16 protein-coding genes and 1 tRNA gene are annotated in these 18,278 nt (G+C 52.4%); 2 read left to right on the top strand and 15 right to left on the bottom strand.

The window, feature by feature from the left end; all coding sequences use genetic code 11:
- Positions 1–58: 58 nt before the first annotated feature.
- The 14 genes from PsAD13_RS16275 to PsAD13_RS16210 form a co-directional block, all read right to left on the bottom strand.
- Positions 59–1,198 (bottom strand): ABC transporter substrate-binding protein, encoded by a 1,140-nt coding sequence (locus PsAD13_RS16275; protein WP_063318834.1) that lies wholly within the window; start codon positions 1,196–1,198, stop codon positions 59–61.
- Positions 1,195–2,841 (bottom strand): AMP-binding protein, encoded by a 1,647-nt coding sequence (locus PsAD13_RS16270; RefSeq protein ID WP_193757806.1) that lies wholly within the window; start codon positions 2,839–2,841, stop codon positions 1,195–1,197. The genes PsAD13_RS16275 and PsAD13_RS16270 overlap by 4 nt, the downstream gene beginning before the upstream one ends.
- Positions 2,783–3,994 (bottom strand): acyl-CoA dehydrogenase family protein, encoded by a 1,212-nt coding sequence (locus PsAD13_RS16265; RefSeq protein WP_063318833.1) that lies wholly within the window; start codon positions 3,992–3,994, stop codon positions 2,783–2,785. Before PsAD13_RS16265 ends, PsAD13_RS16270 begins: the two co-directional genes overlap by 59 nt.
- Positions 3,995–4,816: an enoyl-CoA hydratase family protein gene (locus PsAD13_RS16260; RefSeq protein ID WP_084404734.1), complete on the bottom strand. Its 822-nt coding sequence runs from the start codon at positions 4,814–4,816 to the stop codon at positions 3,995–3,997. It lies immediately after the preceding gene.
- Positions 4,816–5,298, bottom strand: a complete 483-nt coding sequence (locus PsAD13_RS16255; protein WP_063318832.1) for a MarR family transcriptional regulator — start codon at positions 5,296–5,298, stop codon at positions 4,816–4,818. Before PsAD13_RS16255 ends, PsAD13_RS16260 begins: the two co-directional genes overlap by 1 nt.
- Positions 5,295–6,047 carry an SDR family NAD(P)-dependent oxidoreductase gene (locus PsAD13_RS16250; protein WP_063318930.1) on the bottom strand — a complete coding sequence of 251 codons (753 nt, stop codon included), beginning with the start codon at positions 6,045–6,047 and terminating at the stop codon, positions 5,295–5,297. The genes PsAD13_RS16255 and PsAD13_RS16250 overlap by 4 nt, the downstream gene beginning before the upstream one ends.
- 11 nt (positions 6,048–6,058) lie before the next feature.
- Positions 6,059–8,356: a bifunctional salicylyl-CoA 5-hydroxylase/oxidoreductase gene (locus PsAD13_RS16245; RefSeq protein WP_063318831.1), complete on the bottom strand. Its 2,298-nt coding sequence runs from the start codon at positions 8,354–8,356 to the stop codon at positions 6,059–6,061.
- Between the two features lie 294 nt (positions 8,357–8,650).
- The gene (locus PsAD13_RS16240) at positions 8,651–9,469 is read right to left on the bottom strand and encodes an MBL fold metallo-hydrolase (protein ID WP_063318830.1); all 819 of its coding nucleotides are present in this window, start codon (positions 9,467–9,469) and stop codon (positions 8,651–8,653) included.
- Positions 9,470–9,518: 49 nt separating this feature from the next.
- Entirely contained in the window at positions 9,519–10,301 is a 783-nt protein-coding gene (locus PsAD13_RS16235; protein ID WP_063303957.1) for a TatD family hydrolase, read from the bottom strand.
- A gap of 147 nt (positions 10,302–10,448) precedes the next feature.
- Positions 10,449–12,002: a methionine--tRNA ligase gene (gene metG / locus PsAD13_RS16230; RefSeq protein ID WP_063292283.1), complete on the bottom strand. Its 1,554-nt coding sequence runs from the start codon at positions 12,000–12,002 to the stop codon at positions 10,449–10,451.
- Positions 12,003–12,076: 74 nt separating this feature from the next.
- The gene (locus tag PsAD13_RS16225) at positions 12,077–13,138 is read right to left on the bottom strand and encodes a DNA polymerase III subunit delta' (RefSeq protein WP_063318829.1); all 1,062 of its coding nucleotides are present in this window, start codon (positions 13,136–13,138) and stop codon (positions 12,077–12,079) included.
- Between the two features lie 20 nt (positions 13,139–13,158).
- Positions 13,159–13,824, bottom strand: a complete 666-nt coding sequence (tmk, locus tag PsAD13_RS16220) for a dTMP kinase (protein ID WP_063302037.1) — start codon at positions 13,822–13,824, stop codon at positions 13,159–13,161.
- Positions 13,825–13,876: 52 nt separating this feature from the next.
- Positions 13,877–14,995, bottom strand: a complete 1,119-nt coding sequence (locus PsAD13_RS16215) for a D-alanyl-D-alanine carboxypeptidase family protein (protein WP_063297040.1) — start codon at positions 14,993–14,995, stop codon at positions 13,877–13,879.
- Between the two features lie 208 nt (positions 14,996–15,203).
- On the bottom strand, positions 15,204–16,349 hold the full coding sequence (locus PsAD13_RS16210) for a septal ring lytic transglycosylase RlpA family protein (RefSeq protein ID WP_063318828.1): 1,146 nt from the start codon (positions 16,347–16,349) through the stop codon (positions 15,204–15,206).
- A 306-nt stretch (positions 16,350–16,655) separates the two neighbouring features.
- Here PsAD13_RS16210 and PsAD13_RS16205 point away from each other — a divergent pair.
- Together PsAD13_RS16205 and PsAD13_RS16200 are read left to right on the top strand one after the other, a co-directional pair.
- Positions 16,656–16,745, top strand: a tRNA-Ser gene (locus tag PsAD13_RS16205).
- A gap of 247 nt (positions 16,746–16,992) precedes the next feature.
- A complete protein-coding gene (locus PsAD13_RS16200; protein ID WP_063318827.1) occupies positions 16,993–17,322 on the top strand; it encodes a hypothetical protein in 330 nt (109 codons plus the stop codon).
- 86 nt (positions 17,323–17,408) lie between these two features.
- On the opposite strand, the gene speB is transcribed toward PsAD13_RS16200, so the two are convergent.
- Positions 17,409–18,269 (bottom strand): agmatinase, encoded by an 861-nt coding sequence (gene speB, locus PsAD13_RS16195; protein ID WP_063318826.1) that lies wholly within the window; start codon positions 18,267–18,269, stop codon positions 17,409–17,411.
- Between the last annotated feature and the right edge of the window lie 9 nt (positions 18,270–18,278).

Genomic DNA, 18,278 nt, shown 5'->3' with positions numbered 1-18,278 from the left:
TCAGCGGAGAAGGGTTAGGGTTTCCCCGCTGATTAACTTTTTACTTCAACGCGTTGGCTTATTTCATCCGGCATTTGGATGCGTATGCATCCTGATGGCCTTTGATTGCGACACCGACAATTTTGTTGGTGATCTGGCCGTCTTCTTTCACCACTTCGCGAACATAAATGTCCTGAATTGGGTGGTTGTTGTTGCCGAATTTGAAGTCGCCGCGCACAGAAGCAAAATCAGCTTCTTTCAGCGCTGCACGGAAGTCATCCTTGTCGCTGACATCTGCCTTCTCCATTGCGGAGAGGATCAGATTTGCAGCGTCATAGCCCTGAGATGCGTACAGGGAAGGCAGGCGGCCATAAGCTTCTTTGAAGCCTTTGACGAACTTTGCGTTCACCTCGCTCTCAATGTCCTTACCCCACTGGGAAGAGTTTGCCACGCCGAGTGCAGCGTCACCAATCGCAGGCAGAATGTCCTGTGAGAAAGAGAAAGCCGGCCCCATGACAGGCACATCAACGCCGGACTGCGCGTACTGCTTCATGAACGCAATGCCCATGCCACCTGGCAGGAAGAAGAACACGCTGTCAGCGCCAGACGCACGGATTTGTGCGATTTCTGCAGCGTAGTCATCCTGACCGAGCTTGGTGAAGAGTTCACCTGTCAGCTCGCCTTGGTACATCCGCTTGAAGCCTTTCAGAGCGTCGGTACCAGCTGGGTAGTTTGGCGCCAGAATGAAGGTCTTCTTGTAGCCTGCTTTGTTGGCGTGAGATCCCATTGCCTCATGCAGGTTGTCGTTCTGCCAGGCCACGTTGAAGTAGTTCTCGTGGCAAGCTTTACCAGCCAGCGCAGATGGGCCTGCATTTGGGCTGATGTAGAGCGTGCCTTTGCGGGTTGCCGCAGGAACCACAGCCATTGCCAGGTTGGACCAGATGATACCTGTGAGGATATCAACCTTGTCTTTTTGAATGAATTTGTCTGCCAGTTTTTTGGCGACGTCCGGCTTGCGGGCGTCGTCTTCTACCAGCAGCTTTACATCGGATGCGCCTGCCTGTTTGAGTGCGAGCTCAAAACCATCGCGGACGTCGATACCGAGGGTGGAACCACCACCTGACAAGGTGGTGATCATGCCAATTTTAACTTCGGCTTGCGCCACGCCGGCTGTACAACACAGAAGGGCGGCTACTCCGGCTGAAACGAGTTTTTTCATATAAGTTCCCCTGATTTATCCTCGACCAGCTGTTCCTTCAGGCGGAATCTTTGAATTTTACCGGTCGCGGTTTTTGGTAGAGAATCTACCAGTTTAAGTGAACGAGGGTATTTATAAGGCGCTATAGTAGATTTTACATAGTCCTGAAGACGTTTGATTACATCTGCATCTTGTGGGTGGTCCTCCACCAGCACCACATGAGCTTCAACAATCTGTCCCCGGTCCTCATCTGGCACGCCTATAACCGCACACTCAGACACTTCCGGGCTGCTTAGCAGAGCAGCCTCAACTTCAGGCCCGGCGACGTTGTAACCGGACGTGATGATCATATCGTCTGCGCGGGCTGCGAAGTGGAAATACCCTTTTTCATCCTGATAAAAGGCATCACCTGTCAAATTCCAGCCGTCACGAACATATTTCTGCTGGCGGTCATCTTGCATATACCGACAACCGGTTGGTCCTCTTACGGCAAGTTTGCCAACTGTGCCGCGTGGAACCTCCTGCATGTTTTCATCAACCACTTTTGCGGAATATCCTTTGATCTCCCGGCCAGTGGTTGCTGGCATGGCATCTTCCAAATGGTTGGAAATAAAGATGTGCAACATTTCTGTTGCGCCAATCCCATCCAGCATCGGAATCCCGGTTTTTGCTTTCCATTGCTCAAACACTGGTGCTGGCAATGTTTCTCCCGCTGAGACTGCGATGCGCAGTGAGGACAGGTCTGCCCCCTCTTCCATTGCCGCCATCATGGCGCGGTAAGCCGTTGGTGCTGTGAACGAGATCGTTGCCTTGTAAGTCTCAATGATCTCAATAAGCTGTTTGGGTCCCGCCGTTTCCAGCAGAGTAGCGGTTGCGCCGAACCGAAGCGGGAAAATTGCCAAGCCGCCGAGGCCAAATGTAAAGGCCAGTGGCGGACTACCAACAAACACGTCCGATGGCTGGATGTTCAGCACTTCCTTTGCGTAGGCATCTGCGATGATCAGCAGATCGCGGTGGAAGTGCATGGTTGCCTTCGGCTGTCCGGTGGTGCCAGATGTGAAACCCAGCAGGCAGACGTCGTCTCTGCCCGTTTGAACGGCCTCAAACTGGACGGGCTTTGACAGTGCGACCTTATCCATCTCACCGGCAAAGTTGGCCGTGCCATCGAAGCTCACGATTTTGCTCAGATGGTCGTTCTGCTCAAGGCAACGCTCCATCTCTTCCATAAGGCGAAGATCACACATGGCCAGTTTGATTTCGGCCTTGTCGACGATCTGGCTTAACTCGCCAGCCCGCAGCATTGGCATGGTGTTGACCACCACAGCGCCTGCTTTTGTGGCAGCCAGCCAACAGGCGACCATAGCCGGGTTGTTTGCTGAGCGGATAAGAATGCGGTCGCCCGGTTCTACTCCGTAATCCTCCTGCAGAGCTCGAGCGATGCGGTTCGTCCAGTCCGCAAGCTCCTTGTAAGTACGTTTTCTGCCATTGCCGATGAGAGCAATGTTGTCACCAAAGCCGCGTTCAACCATCTTGTCGGTCAACTCTACTGCGGCGTTGATGTAGTCTGGGTACTCAAACCCCTCCAGCTGGAAAACTGGCTGCTGATCAATTGGTGGCAGCCTGTCCCTTGTGAAGGTGTCCTTGTGCGCGCTTGGTCCCAGCATTTCTCCCCTCCTGAGAAAGCAATTGCCTTGCTACTATTATTTTCTGAACATCGGATGCGCCTTCGTAAATGCGAAGAGCTCTGATTTCACGGTAAAGTTTTTCGACAGTATTGCCTGAACGGACGCCCTCGCCCCCGTGGATTTGTACCGCCTTATCAATGATTTGTTGGGCCTGATCGGTTGCGAATTGCTTTGCCATGGCAGCCTCGCGAGATACTCGTGCTGCCCCCATGTCTTTCGTCCATGCAGCGCGGTAGATCAGGAGTGCAGAGGCATCAATGTCGATTGCCATTTCCGCCAGATGGCCCTGCACCATCTGCATATCGGCTAGTACGCCATCTCCCAGTTTGCGGGTTGTTGCGCGTGCTACGGCTTCTTCCAATGCACGGCGGGCAAAGCCCAGTGCGGCAGCGCCGACGGTGCAGCGGAAGACATCCAGAACCGACATTGAGATCTTAAAGCCTTCTCCGGCTCCCCCAATGCGGTTTGCTGCTGGAATGCGCAGTTGTTTGAAGCCCAACCGTGCCAGAGGATGAGGTGCCATCACATCCAGCCGTTCTTCAACGGTTAAGCCCGGTGTATCCGCCGGTACTATGAAGGCGCTGATGCCTTTGGCCGTCGGTGCTTCGCCCGTCCTTGCGAAGACAACGTAAAGGCCTGCAATGCCGCCGTTGGAGATCCAGGTCTTTTCGCCATTGAGCACATAGTCATCGCCGTCGCGGATGGCGGAAAGTTCAATGTTTGCAACGTCTGAACCGGAGTCTGGTTCTGTTAGTGCAAACGCAGAGAGTGTCTGGCCTGCTCTGGTTTTGTTGAGCCACAGCTGTTGTTCTGGCGTGCCAAACAGGCTGATGGCGCCTGTTCCCAGACCCTGCATGGCGAAGGCGAAGTCCCCCAGACCGTCGTGACGGGCCAGTGTTTCGCGCATGATGCACAGGCTACGGACATCCAGCGGTTTGGGATCTGCCGGATCAACAGCAGTGAGCTTCAGGAAACCAGCAGAACCAAGATCATTAACGAGCTTGATACAGGCAGCATCCGTGTCAGAGTGGTCAGCTGGAAGGTTTTCGCAGCACCAGTTTTCTATGGCTTCGGCCAGCTCTCGGTGTTTTTCTTCAAAGAACGGCCATGTGAGGAAGGTGGTGTCAGCCATTTATGCCCCCTCAAAGACCGGTTTTTCTTTTGCAACAAAAGCTTTGTAGGCGGTTTCGAAGTCTTTGGTCTGCATACAGATGGCCTGCGCCTGTGCTTCAGCTTCAATCGCCTGATCCAGACCCATGTTCCATTCCTGATTGAGCTGGGTCTTGGTGATGCCGTGAGCGAAATTTGGCCCTGCCGTGATGCGCTGCGCCATGCGAATAGCATCGGCCTCTAGTGCTTCTGTGGTGGACATGGAGTTGAAGTAGCCCCAAGTGTAGCCCTCTTCAGCGCTCATGGACCGACCTGTGTAGAGCAGCTCTGCAGCACGTCCCTGACCGATAATGCGCGGAAGAATGGCACACGCGCCCATGTCACAGCCTGCAAGACCGACGCGGGTGAACAGGAACGCTGTTTTGGCGTCTGGTGTGCCAATGCGCAGGTCTGATGCCATGGCCATGATTGCCCCAGCACCAACGCTGATGCCGTCTACAGCTGAAATGATTGGCTTGGTACAGTTGATCATGGCTTTGACCAGATCGCCCGTCATACGCGTGAACTTCAGCAGGTCTTTCATGTCCATTGTGACAAGCGGACCGATGATGTCGTGGACGTCTCCACCTGAGCAGTAGTTGCCTTCGTTTGAGGCGATCACAACGGCATTAACGTCATCTGCATAGACGAGATCGCGGAATGTATCGCGCAGCTCGGCATAGCTTTCAAAGGTCAGCGGGTTTTTACGGTCCGGGCGGTCCAGTTGGATGACTGCGACATCACCTTCCATGCGCCAAATGAAGTGCTTTGGCTGCAAATTCGCCATTTTGTAGGTTGTCAGCATTATCGGTCCTCCCCCTCCCAATCGCTTGCAAATACCTTCAGTGTTTCAGCAAGGGTTTCTGCTTCATCGGGAGAAAAGTGAGAGAGCAGCTCATTGATCCACTCGCGGTGGCTTGCTGCCATCTGCTCAAAATTCTCGCGGCCTTCTTTGGTAAGCAGAACCACAGATGTTCTCCGGTCTCCGTCTCTCAAGGTGCGCTGAACCAGTCCGTCCGTGGTCAGGCGATCTATGAGGCCGGTGACGTTGCCGTTGGATACCATCAGGTATTTGGAGAGCTGGGACATGAGCATGCCCTCTGGCTCCCGGTAAAGTGCTGCCATCACGTCAAAGCGTGGCAGGGTCACATTGTAGGTTGTCCGCAGCCGCTCTCTCAGTTCGCCTTCAATCGCACGGGAGGCGCGGAGCAGTCTCAACCAGAGGCGAACGCGGGACTTGTCGTCGGTTGCTCGGTCAGCATTGAGCATTTCCTGTGAGGCAGTCATTGGGTTTCGCCTCCTGATACTGAAATAGCTTGCCCTGTCACAGAGCGGGCGCCATCTCCGATGAGCCATGCCACTGTGGCGGCGACTTCGTCCGGTTGGATGAAGCGTTGCTGTGGGTTGTCCTTGTAAAGAGCAGCCCGTGCCTGCTCTTCGTTCATTCCGGTTTTTTGCATGATGTTTTCGATCGAGCGTTGCAGCATTGGGGTCTCTGTGAAGCCTGGACACACAGCATTGACCGTAAATGACTTGCTGGCAAGTTCGAGTGCCAGTGATCTGACCATACCGACGACACCATGTTTGGCTGCGGCGTAGTGAGAGACATAGGAATACCCGCGCAAACCTGCTGTAGATGCAATTGCGATCAAACGCCCATACTCTTGCCCTTTCAGGCAATCCAGTCCTTTTTGGAAGGTCAGGAATGTACCTGTCAGGTTGATGTCGAGCATGCGCTGAAAGTCTTCCCGTTCGATCTTTCCAAAAGGTGCAGATTCTGCAGCACCCGCATTGGCAATCACGATGTTGACTGGTCCGCTTGCTTCAGCTGCCTTTTCAAACATCTGCCCAACGGACACTTCATCGGTAACGTCTGCTGTAACAGCGCTGATGCGGCTGTTGGCACTTGCGACCAGATCAAGCGGCTCGCGTCTGCGCCCAGCAATGGTGACGTTGATGCCAGCCCCCGCGAGGTGGCGGGCTATTTCAGCCCCAACGCCTGTCCCGCCACCTGTTATGAGTGCATGCTTTTCCAAACCGTTCTTCCTCACACGCGAACTTTCATGGTCTCGGCGCGCTCTGCCAGACGGTACAGCTGGTCACGGCCAGCATGGTATGGTTCTGGCCAGTACACACCTTTGTCGCCCAGTTCAGCAGCTGCGTGCAGTGTCCAGTACGGATCGGACAGATGCGGACGAGCAAGACATACAAGATCTGCGCGACCAGCCATCAGGATTGAGTTCACATGATCTGGCTCATAGATGTTGCCGACAGCCATGGTTTTCATACCGGCGTCGTTGCGGATATGGTCTGAGAACGGCACCTGGAACATACGGCCATAAACTGGTTGTGCGCGAGTGCTGGTCTGACCTGCGGAGACATCGCAGATATCAACGTCAGCTGCGTCCAACATGCGGGCGATCTCAACGGCTTCTTCTGGTGTGAGGCCCTCGTCTTCCACCCAGTCCGTTGCAGAGATACGTACGGACATTGGTTTGTCCTGAGGCCATGCTTCGCGTACTGCTTCGATGACCTCCTGCGGGTATCTCATGCGGTTTTCAAGCGATCCACCATACTCGTCTTCACGCTTGTTGGTGAGTGGAGAGATGAAGGAGGACAGAAGATAACCGTGGGCGCAGTGGACTTCGACCATGTCAAAACCAGATGCGTCTGCCATCTTGGCTGCATTCACGAACTCTGCCTTGACGCAGTCCATGTCTGCCCGGTCCATTTGCTTTGGCATCTGGTTGCGTTCAGACCAAGCGATTGGAGAGGCAGCAAGAAGCGGCCAATTGCCGTCGTTCAGCGGCGCGTCCATCTCTTCCCAACCAACTTGCGTTGAACCTTTTGGTCCGGCATGACCAAGCTGACAGCAGATCTTTGCGTTGCTGTGTTCATGCACAAAATTGGTGATGCGCTTCCATGCAGTTTGATGCTCTGGTGCGTAAAGGCCCGGGCAACCTGGTGTGATGCGGCCATCAGCGCTGACACAGGTCATCTCAACAACAACCATCCCTGCTCCACCTTTGGCGCGTTCTCCATAGTGGGCCAGATGCCAGTCGGAGACTGTTCCATCTTCTGCTTTGTACTGGGCCATAGGAGAGACAACCACGCGGTTGTTCAGCTCCATCTCGCGAAGTTTGAACGGTGCGAACATTGGTGGGCGTGGAGCATTGTCGGTGTCTGACACTCCGGCTTGATTTTGGAACCAGCCTTCTGCAGTTCCCAGCCACTCAGCATCGCGCTCACGCAGGTTCTCATGGGAGATGCGCTGGGAGCGTGTCAGGAGTGAATAATTGAACTGAACTGGATCGAGAAGCAGGTAGCGTTCGACGTTTTCAAACCATTCCAGTGAGTTACGGGCAGCGGACTGGAGCTTCAGAACTTCCAAGCGGCGCTCGTCCTCATATTTTTGGAAGGCGCTTTGAATGGAGTTTTCGCTGTGCAGGTAATCTGCCAGTGCAATGGCGCTTTCCATAGCAAGCTTGGAGCCTGATCCGATAGAAAAGTGTGCAGTTGCAGAGGCATCGCCCATGAGAACGAGGTTTTCATGGGACCATTTCTCACACAGCACGCGTGGGAAGTTGATCCATGCAGAACCACGGACGTGGTTTGCGTTGGTCATCAGCTCATTGCCGCCAAGATGCTTTTCGAAGATCTTCTCACAAGTCCGGCAAGATTCAGCCTGGCTCATGTCGGCAAAGCCAAATGCTTCGTATGTCTCTTCCGTACATTCCACGATGAACGTCGCGGTGTCATCATCGAACTGATAGGCGTGTGCCCAGATCCAGCCATGCTCTGTTTCTTCGAAAATGAAGGTGAAGGCGTCATCGAATTTCTGGTGGGTGCCGAGCCAGACGAACTTGCATTTGCGGGTGTCGATGTCTGGCTTGAAATACTCGGCAAACTCGGTGCGGCTGGTGGAGTTCAGACCATCTGCAGCAACAACGAGGTCGTAATCACCCATGAACTCTTTAGCGCTGGTGTAATTGCGCTCAAATTCCATGTTTACGCCAAGCTCTTTTGCCCGGTCTTGTAGCAGCAGAAGCAACTGCTTGCGGCCAATGCCGCAGAAGCCGTGACCGCTGGAGACGTGGCAGGTATCTCGGTAGTGGACTGCGATGTCATCCCAGTAAGCAAAATGTGCGCGGATGGCCTCAGCGCTTTTTTCGTCGTTGACCTTGAAGTTGTCCAGTGTCTCATCTGAAAGAACAACACCCCAACCGAAGGTGTCGTCAAACTTATTTCGCTCGATGACTGTGACCTCATGCTGAGGATCTCGCAGCTTCATGCTGATTGCGAAATAAAGACCTGCCGGGCCGCCTCCAAGACATGCGACTTTCATTGCTCTCTCCCCCTTAGGCTGCAAGTGCCTAATTCCAACTTGAGATAAGCGTGACAGGTTTTTTAAATTATTTCAAACGTAAAATATCTAAGTATAAAATATACAAAAAGCGTCCTATTATCAGTCTAACATGCTGTATTTTATATGTTTATTTTTGGTTTGTAGCGAGCTGCCTTATATCGGCAGGGAAATATATTTATCTCGCACGCGTCACTGATATATCTATATCAGCATGAAATGTGGAGGTCTGGCAAGCATTGATTCTGTGTAGGTATCATAAAAAATGCGACGGCTTCAGACCGTCGCATGTGCTGGAAATTTGATTTCCTGACCATCAAAGGCAGGTGAAACACCCTCTGGAAGGTCTGTCCGCAAGTGCTGATAATCCAGATCGCAATGCAAATTGGTGAGGATGCTCTTGGCAGGTTTCATCCTCTCAATCCACTCCAATGCATCATTTACGCAGAAGTGGCTTTGATGTGGCTTCTGACGCAGTGCGTCCACAATCCATGTATCCAGTCCCTTCAATGCATGAAAGCTGCTTTCCGGGATGTCGTTGACATCAGGGGTGTATGCCAGATCCTGAAAGCGAAAGCCCAGTGCATCAATGTCGCCATGATGGACAAGAAATGGTAGCGCAGTGATCGGCCCCCCTGCACCATCGATGGTGACCGGAGTGCCATTCGTCAGGCGGTTTTCGCTCAGGATTGGCGGATAGCCGGAACCTGGCGGCGTAACAAAGCAGTAGTCGAAGGCAGACCGGACGCGCTTTGAGGTGAACTCATCCATGAAAACGGGCACTTTGGCACGCTGCATGAGTGCGAAGAAGCGCAAGTCGTCTATGCCATGCAAGTGATCTGCGTGGGCATGGGTATAAAGTACTGCGTCCACATGTGTGACACCGGCTGCCAACATCTGCTCACGCAAGTCCGGGCCGGTATCCACAATTATGGTCGTCGTGCCATTTTCAGAGAACCGCTGAACCAGCAGAGCACATCTACGGCGGCGGTTTTTAGGTTCATTGGGATCACATTCGCCCCAATCTCCGCCAATCCTTGGTACGCCGGTAGATGAGCCGCAGCCCAGAATAGTGACCTTAAAATTGCTGGTCATCGGTCCTCTCAAAATACAATGGCAACACGATCCGCGTCAGTTTAGTCAATCAAGCAGGCTGTGGCACCTTGGAAAACAAGCGCAGAAAATTCTGTGTGGTGGCCTTGGCCATTACATCTTCTGAGACGCCCAGTGCTTCAGCTAGAACTTTGTTGGTGTGCGCTACATAGGCAGGCTCGTTGCGCTTGCCTCGCCATGGCTGCGGCGCAAGATACGGGGCATCTGTTTCAACAAGAAGGCGATCCATTGGAAGTTCTGCTGCGATCTCGCGCAGTTCGGTGGAGCGTTTAAAGGTCAAAATGCCGGAGAAGGAGATATAAAGGCCGAGTTCCAAACCCTTCATTGCCAACTCTTTGCCAGAGGAAAAGCAATGAAGAAGTGCTGGGAAGCAGCCAGCCTTCATCTCTTCTTCCAAAATGCGCATCATGTCTTCATCGGCATCGCGGCTATGTATCACCAGCGGCAGCTGGGTTTCGCGCGCTGCTGCAATATGCGTGCGCAGGACTTTTTCCTGATCTTCTGGAGATGCATTGTCGTAAAAATAATCTAGTCCTGCTTCTCCGATTGCCACCACTTTGGGATGCTTAGCAATCTCCACCAGTTCTTCCGTGGTGACGTCGGTTTCCTCACCCGCTTGGTGCGGATGGGTTCCGACGGAGCAATATACGCTGTCATAGGCCTCAGCGATTTCTTTAATCTGCTCGAACTTGCGGACGCGAGTACAGATGGTGACCATCAGCTTGACGCCAGACTCGTGGGCGCGCTCGATGATCTGGTCGCGTTCTTCTGCGAAATCCGGAAAATCCAGATGACAATGACTATCAACTAACATGGTCACAGCAAAAGCGCCTCCAGCGCGATTCTGTCAATAGGTCCGGTAGACCTCTTGTTTTATCTCAGCAGAAAATGCGAGTGCATTTCCCTCATAAAAAAGGGAGGCATACGCGCCTCCCCTTTAAGCTACATAATCTCTTGCGCTTTATTCTGCAGTTTCCGGCTCAACATAGCGTGGGAACACGCCTTGTGGCTTCGGCAGATCACGACCACCTTGCAAGCGACCAGCTTCACCTAGCAGTGCGAAGGAGCGCTCGTCTTCATTCAGCACCAGTAGGTCCAGTAGTTTAGATGCAGAGCCTGGCATCACTGGTTGTGCGAGAATGCCAACCTGACGGATGATCTCTGCGGTGGTATAAAGAACTGTGCTCATGCGCTCGGGGTCTGTCTTCTTCAACGCCCAAGGCTCCTGAGAGGCAAAGTAGCGGTTTGCTTCACCAACGGTTGACCAGATGCACGCCAGTGCATGGTGGATTTCCTGCTTTGCCATGAAGCCGCGGCATTTTTCCAGCATCTCATCAGCTTGTTGCAAGATCGCCTTGTCGTCAGCAGAGAATTCGCCTGGAACCGGCAGTTTGCCTTCGCAGTTCTTGAAGATCATGGAGAGCGAGCGCTGAGCCAGGTTGCCGATGTCATTGGCGAGGTCAGCGTTGATGCGGTTTACCATTGCTTCGTGGTTGTAGTTGCCATCCTGACCGAATGGCACTTCACGCAGGAAGAAGTAGCGAATTTGGTCGAGGCCGTAGGTTTCTACCAGATCACGCGGTGCGATGACGTTGCCCAGAGACTTGGACATCTTCTCACCGGAGTTGAACAGGAAACCATGGGCAAATACGCGCTCTGGCAGTGGAACACCAGCGGACATGAGGAATGCAGGCCAGTACACCGCGTGGAAGCGGATGATGTCTTTGCCGATGATATGTGCGTTGGCAGGCCAGAACTTGGCCATGTCGCCGTCCATATCAGGATAACCAAGCGCAGTGATGTAGTTGGTCAGAGCGTCGACCCAAACGTACATAACGTGCTTTTCATCGCCCGGGACCGGGATGCCCCAGTCAAAGGTGGTGCGGGAGATGGACAGGTCTTTCAGGCCACCTTTTACGAAGCTCATGACTTCGTTACGGCGTGCATTTGGACCAATAAAGTCAGGGTTCTTCTCATACAGCTCGATCAGCTTGTCTTCATAAGCTGAGAGACGGAAGAAGTAGCTTTCTTCTTCGACCCACTCGACAGGCGTGCCTTGAGGACCATAACGAACACCGTCTTCGCGAACTTCGGTCTCGCCTTCCTGATAGTAGGCTTCGTCGCGTACAGAGTACCAACCGGCGTAGCTGTCTTTGTAGATATCGCCAGCATCTGCCATTTTCTGCCAGATTGCCTGACAGGATTTATAGTGACGCTCTTCGTTGGTCTGAATGAAATCGTCATTAGAGCAGCCCAGCATCTCCACCATTTCGCGGAAAAGCTTGGAGTTCTTATCTGCAAGATCTGAAGGTGACATGCCTTCCTTGACGGCGGTCTGAAGCATCTTCTGACCGTGTACGTCGGTACCCGTCAGGAAGTGTACTTCTCGGCCATCCAGTTTCTGGAAGCGGGCCAGCACGTCAGTTGCAATTGCCTCGTAGGCATGGCCGATATGCGGCTCACCATTTGGGTAGGAAATTGCTGTTGTAATATAGAAAGGCGATTTTTCTGTCATATCCTAAAGCGATCTTTTGATCCGGGATCTAAATCTGGAAAGTTCTTTGGGTTTGTGGCCCAAAAAGACGTAGGTCAGCTCGTGCTTGCTTTCCGCAGGTCAACGAGGAAAGACAACACAACTTGCTTGCGATCAAGGTTTAAAGCTTCTGCTGTTGAGGCAGCGCGGCCCACCTTTTCCCACAAGTCAGCCCACCTGACAAGCGCATCCGGCTTTGTGCTTGCATCTTTACGCAGTTGATTGCTCAAGAACGTGCGGGTCAGCTCCAAAAATGTGTTCCACGCGTCTTCTGCACCACGTCCCGAAACTTTATCTGCAAAGCTGTGCGCACGGATCATATCCAGATTGGCGATTGTCTCAACCAAGCCGGTAAACTCCTGCGCGATTTGCAACGCTCCGCCGTTTGCTGTCAATGCGGCCTGACGCAGGCTGCCATCAGCGAGTGTGTGCAGAGCCTGTGTGTTGCCGGATGGAGCGCAGCCCATGTCAGTCAGCGCTTGCTCAATCGTCTGCTCTTCCAGTTTGCGCATGGACAGTTTGCGGCATCTGGAGCGAATTGTTGGCAAAAGACGTCCGGGATTGTGTGAAAGCAGGATAAAGAGCGACTGCTTTGGTGGTTCTTCAAGAATCTTAAGCAGAGCGTTGGCTGCGGACTGGTTCATGTCGTCAGCAGAATCAACAAGGCATATGCGCCAGTTTCCGCCTGCGGCCGTTGATCCAAAGAAGCCTGTGGTCTTACGAACTTCATCAACAGGAAGGTCCCGCTTGAAACGCTTTCCTTTCAAGTCCCATGGGCGCCGCAGATGCAGGAGGTCTGCATGAGAACCTGCGGCAATCATTTGAGAGCTATGGCTTTCTGGTGGAACGTATAGGCTGTTTGCAGCCATCACCGGCGTAGAAAAGCGGTCCGGGTGCTCCAGTATGAAGCGTGCGAAACGAAATGCCAGTGTGGCTTTGCCGATGCCTTTCGGACCGCCAAGGATCCATGCATGATGAAACCGCTGCGATCTGTAGGCATCAAGCAGTTCGGTTTCTGCAAGTTCGTGGCCGTATAGGTTGGATTGCTCGCGTGGAAGCGGAAGGCCTTCGACCTCGTCGAACTCAGGGACTTCTTCGATTATGGAAGCTTTCGCCATACTCACTTTTCCCTGATTGCTTACGGACGGGCCGTATCTTGTTTGATCTGCTCTTCAAAACGGCTTTGGACAGCTTGCCAGATATCTTCAGTCACTTTGTCCTGAGACTGGTCACCATCAATCACAGTGATGCGGTCCGGCTCTTTTCGGGCCATCTCCAGAAACATTTCTTGTCTGCGACGGTGCGTTTCCAAGGTATCTGTTTCAAAGCGATCCGGGCCATCAAATTCGACAGGAGCGGTACGCTTTGAGACGCGGGCCAAGCCGACTTCAGGCGTCACGTTGATCAGCAAGGTCATGTCTGGATTATGACCTGCGATTGCGACCTGTTGCAAGGCTTCTACGGTTTGCGGAGGAACACCGGATTCGCCCTGATAGACGCGTGAGGAATCGGCAAACCGGTCGCACAGGACCCATTTATCGTCATCTAATGCCGGTTTGATCAGTGTGTCGATATGGTCTGCTCGGGCAGCTGCAAAAAGAACTGCCTCAGCCGTTACACCATAATCTTTTGCAGCGCCGGACAGCAGGACTTCGCGAACGAGTTCAGCGCCTTGAGAGCCGCCCGGTTCACGTGTGGTGATTGCTTCAATGCCTCTGGCCGCGAGTTTGTCGCGTAAGCGCTGAATTTGAGTAGACTTACCGGCGCCTTCGCCGCCCTCAAAACTGATAAAAATACCCGACAACGTCGAACAGGCCTCCAAGACCTACGGAGTTCAATAGTTCTGAAATCCGGTGCTAGAACAACTGGTAGAAGAACTCGCCTAGCGCGTCCCAAGCACGGCCTTGCAGGTCTCCCATGGCTACATCCTCTCCTGTAACCAGTGTTGCCCGATAAATCACGTCATTTTTGGAAAGAACCTGCAGTTCTCCAACTTCCATTCCCTCTTTAATCGGTGCGGGTATGGGGCCATTGTAAACAACGCGCAGTTGGTATTTGTCTTTTTCGTTGGGATTGATAAGCGTTGCGACGGCATCATTTGTCTTCAGGGAGACTGTTGTTCTTTTGCCGCCATACACTTGTGCATCGCTGACAAGATCGCCTTTGCGGTAAAACTGTTCGAGCTTAAGGCCGGAAAAAGATGGCAGCAATAGAGTTTTCATGTCCTGAACACGGTCTTGCATTGTCGGTGAGGCTGCAATAGCGGCTACATAGCGACGACCGTTGCTGTCGAGTGTTCCAAGTGCTGCAAAACCTTCTCTCTCAGAGAAGCCAGCTCCGAACCCGTCCAGTCCTTCAATATCCCGAATGAGGGGGTTTTTATTGCGCTGTGTGATCTTGTTCCACGTAAAGCGGTCCATGGAAAACACAGAATGTAGTTCAGGCTCATGTTCCAAGACATACGCCGCTAAGATTGTCAGGTCTTCCAGTGTCGTTTTGTGGCTCTCCTCAGGGAAGCCGGTCGGATTGGTGAAATTAGAATTTTCCATTCCAATGGACTTGGCGAGCTTGTTCATCTCCCGCGCAAAGTTGGCTTCACTGCCGGCCAGGCCTTCTGCCAGAATGATTGCGGCATCGTTCGCGCTTTGAACGATGAGGCCATACATTAGATCATTCACGGGGACAGAGGAGTTCAGGCGTGCAAACATGGTGGTAACGCGTGCGGGTGCTCCGCCTGTCCGCCATGCATGTTCACTGACCTTGAATGTGGTTTGCGGTGTGATGTCACCGGCATGCAGTGCCTGCTGCACTGTTACGGCGGTCATGAGCTTGGTCAGGTTAGCTGGCGCAAGCAGAACCTGAGAGTTTTTAGAGAAGATCAATGACTTGTTGGAGAAGTCGTAAAGCGTCGCAGCTTTGGCTTTTATCTCAACAGCATGAGCTGTTGGAGATGCGACTAGAGCGCAGAGCACCATTGCCGCTATCGCTGAAAATCTCCAGCAATCAGGAGATAGCCAGCGCTTAAAGTTGCTTCGAGATTTATGCTGTTTGCACTTCTGCCACCCAACCTGCACGCCTGCGTCTCCCTGAATGTTTTTAGAGAGGCTATGCTACGCCCCATCCCCTAAAACAAACACTAACGCAGGTCAGCAGACTGGGTAAAGCCGTTTAAAACTAAATGACTTAGTGTTTTTGGCCAGTACGAGATTGCAGTAAGTTCTTCAAACCAGTTCCACCTGAAAATGATTTAAATGCCTCATGCGCATTGTTGAGCCTTTGCTGTGACGTATAGGAGGAAACTGCATTTCCGCTCTGAAACGTTGGTGCACTGCCACTTGTTGGTGTTTTGTAAACACCTGAACTTGGTGGTGGAAGGAGTGAGCTGCCAAAGGATGTAGAAACTGGCTGTGCTGCAATCGCAGGTTTGGGCGCATTCGGGTTTGCGTTTGTCGCAAGGGCGCTGTTGATGCGGTTCTTGAAACTGGATATGGATGCGACTTGTGTCGTGCTCAAGTTACGTTCGTAGACCACTGCAGGATCGAGCTGGTTGGAATTGAACGCCAACACATTTAGCGCCGCATAAATTGGAGTGTCGTATGGCCTGCTTTTTGGCATTGGAGCCGGGCCGGAAATGCGTTTCACAGGATTTGCAAAGGCAAACATGGTCTGAGGTGCAGAGTTACCGCCGTTCCAGTTTCCGCCATTGCCAGAATAAGATGCCAGTAGCTTCTTCTCATCCTGTCCGTGAAGAGGTGCGCGGCTAACGTATTCAACACGAACCTTTGCAACGCCGCTGGATTTGGTGCCCAACATTCCTGCAACGCGCTCAGACAGATCAATCACGCGATTATCGTGGAATGGTCCACGGTCATTCACACGCACAATCATGGAGCGGCCATTTTGCAGATTTGTCACCTTAGCATAACTTGGCAGAGGCATTGTTGGATGTGCCGCTGTCAGCGCATTGCGATCAAAGATTTCGCCGTTTGCTGTTTTGCGGCCATGGAAGGTTGGACCATACCATGATGCCTTACCGGTTTTCTTGTAGTTATCGTCCCTTTTGGGATAATACCACTTGCCAGCCACTTTATACGGTTTGCCGACAACAGCGCGCCCGCCTCCTTTGGGAACTGGCTTAGTGCCTTTCACCACACGAGGACTTGCAGCCACGCCGTACTTCTTTTCACTGAACTTCACTTTGTCTGTGCCGCCGCCACAGGCTGCAATACCTGCGCACAAGGCAACTACAGATATGCTAGTCGCTACACGTTTGATCGTTTCGGGAGCTGGTGCTTTCACCGAATAGCCCCAATTCAGTAAAGAAGTCATACCGTTGTTACTCACTACATGTTCGGCACTGACGGATTTCAGTCTGGTTGAGCAAAAACACCCGAGCTCACTACAAACTGAACCAATATTAAAAAGATAGCCGATAAACCTTAACTGAATCCGATCAAAATGTCTCCACAAGAAAGAGAGATTCTTACCAAGGCTAACTTCCTTAGGGGAAATAGCGGTTTTGGTGGGACTGTTTGATTCCGCTGTGAAAAAAGTAAATTCAGGCTGTGGAACAAGTTTTTCGCCGGCTTGACTTTGGAGGCCGCATGAACCAAATAGAGCCCACACCACACAGCCGGAGAGGTGGCAGAGTGGTTGAATGCACTGGTCTTGAAAACCAGCGGGCGTGGAAGCGTCTCGTGGGTTCGAATCCCACCCTCTCCGCCATCTATCTTTATGATAGATAAGCAAAAAGAGCCCACCTTTATGGTGGGTTTTTTGTTGTCCAGAATCTGAGAATTGGCTTCTGGATCAGACTATTTCCCATGGAACCTGCCCGATTTCACTCTCCATACGGCTTGTTACAGGCCGTGCTTACGCTCTGAGTGACTAAAGAACACATCTGCGAGATCTGCTGAATGGACAGCTGAATACAGCGACGCCAGACTGTTATTTTCTCTATGGGGATTTTTACATGAAGCGATTGATTCTAGCTGGTGCCTTCACCTGCTTGTTTGTGTTGCCTGCTGCTGCGCAGACGGCTGAGGAGAGGATCAAAGAAATTTTTCTCGTTGATACTATGGATAATTTTTGTGATATCGGCATCAATCACCAGCGGACACTGGATTACATTCGAGACAATAAGCTCAAAGCGACACCGCATTATATTGTGCTGGTTCAGGAAAGTATTCGACTTGCTGGAGAAGTGCAGCACACTCTGGAAGATGCAGAGGAAGATGCGAACGGGGTTGTGTGTATCCAACTGAGTGAGCGGGCAAAAGAACTGGGCCTGGTGGCCAAGTGATCTGGAACTCCCATGTATAATTTCATAGAAAAAGAGCTGTAATTTTGTAATCGCAGATCTTTGTGTATTTTGAGTAAGTTGTATTTTTAGCCCTGGCGGATCATTGCTGCAGCCATCAGGCGATAGGTGATCTGAGCTGCTGTGAAGTCCCATGCAGCATTTCCATCTGGTGCCAGTTCAACCACGTCAAGACCAACGCATTTGCGGCCCTTTAGTGCATGCTCTACCAGATGCAGGGATTGGTAATATCCAAGACCTCCAGGCACAGGCGTGCCGGTTGCTGGCATTTGAGAGGGATCGAGGCCATCTACATCATAGGAGATGTAGATGTGTTCCGGGAAATCCTTAGGCAGATCGACAGCATGCAATCCTTTGGTGACCAACTCTTCTGCATCGATAAAGAAAACTTTGTTGTCTTTCCGGCTGTCTATTTCCTGCTGGCAGAGTGCGCGTACGCCGAATTGTGCGAGGGAATTCCCCTCTTCTACCAGGAGGTTCATGACAGAAGCGTGGGAGTGCTTTTCGCCTTGATAGGCGATGCGTAGATCTGCGTGAGCATCAACCTGTACAATGCCAACCGGTTTGCCGAGCGCACGGGCAACGCCTGAGACCGCGCCGTAAGACAGTGAGTGTTCGCCGCCCAGTGTGACTGGAATTTTACCGGCTTTAACGGCTTCTTCCGTACGCTGAGCAAGGCGCTCCATGACGTCTGGCAGAGGGCCATCACAGTCGATTGGTGCTTGCGTTGCAATGCCGGAAGCGCATGGCTCAACGCCATTGCAGCCACGTTCCAGTTCATTGCTTGCCTCAATGATAGCTTCGGGGCCTTTGATGGTACCCGAGCCATAAGAGACGGTGCGTTCCAGTGGGACCGGGATAATTGTGAAGAGAGCGTCTTCTGCTTTGCGTTCTGCTTCAGTCAGCTCACTGTCAAGAAAAACAGACATTTCGTACCT

This window comes from Pseudovibrio sp. Ad13, assembly GCF_001623225.1.
Taxonomy (GTDB): domain Bacteria; phylum Pseudomonadota; class Alphaproteobacteria; order Rhizobiales; family Stappiaceae; genus Pseudovibrio.
The sequence above is the reverse complement of the archived record's forward strand: the minus strand, read 5'-3'. Positions and strand labels throughout refer to the sequence as shown.

Bases quoted from the DNA above. Each gene is read 5' to 3' on its own strand.
- PsAD13_RS16275 (WP_063318834.1), bottom strand. From the start codon at position 1,198: ATGAAAAAACTCGTTTCAGCCGGAGTAGCCGCCCTTCTGTGTTGTACA.
- PsAD13_RS16270 (WP_193757806.1), bottom strand. From the start codon at position 2,841: ATGCTGGGACCAAGCGCGCACAAGGACACCTTCACAAGGGACAGGCTG.
- PsAD13_RS16265 (WP_063318833.1), bottom strand. From the start codon at position 3,994: ATGGCTGACACCACCTTCCTCACATGGCCGTTCTTTGAAGAAAAACAC.
- PsAD13_RS16260 (WP_084404734.1), bottom strand. From the start codon at position 4,816: ATGCTGACAACCTACAAAATGGCGAATTTGCAGCCAAAGCACTTCATT.
- PsAD13_RS16255 (WP_063318832.1), bottom strand. From the start codon at position 5,298: ATGACTGCCTCACAGGAAATGCTCAATGCTGACCGAGCAACCGACGAC.
- PsAD13_RS16245 (WP_063318831.1), bottom strand. From the start codon at position 8,356: ATGAAAGTCGCATGTCTTGGAGGCGGCCCGGCAGGTCTTTATTTCGCA.
- PsAD13_RS16240 (WP_063318830.1), bottom strand. From the start codon at position 9,469: ATGACCAGCAATTTTAAGGTCACTATTCTGGGCTGCGGCTCATCTACC.
- PsAD13_RS16235 (WP_063303957.1), bottom strand. From the start codon at position 10,301: ATGTTAGTTGATAGTCATTGTCATCTGGATTTTCCGGATTTCGCAGAA.
- metG (WP_063292283.1), bottom strand. From the start codon at position 12,002: ATGACAGAAAAATCGCCTTTCTATATTACAACAGCAATTTCCTACCCA.
- PsAD13_RS16225 (WP_063318829.1), bottom strand. From the start codon at position 13,138: ATGGCGAAAGCTTCCATAATCGAAGAAGTCCCTGAGTTCGACGAGGTC.
- PsAD13_RS16215 (WP_063297040.1), bottom strand. From the start codon at position 14,995: ATGGTGCTCTGCGCTCTAGTCGCATCTCCAACAGCTCATGCTGTTGAG.
- PsAD13_RS16210 (WP_063318828.1), bottom strand. From the start codon at position 16,349: ATGACTTCTTTACTGAATTGGGGCTATTCGGTGAAAGCACCAGCTCCC.
- PsAD13_RS16200 (WP_063318827.1), top strand. From the start codon at position 16,993: ATGAAGCGATTGATTCTAGCTGGTGCCTTCACCTGCTTGTTTGTGTTG.
- speB (WP_063318826.1), bottom strand. From the start codon at position 18,269: ATGTCTGTTTTTCTTGACAGTGAGCTGACTGAAGCAGAACGCAAAGCA.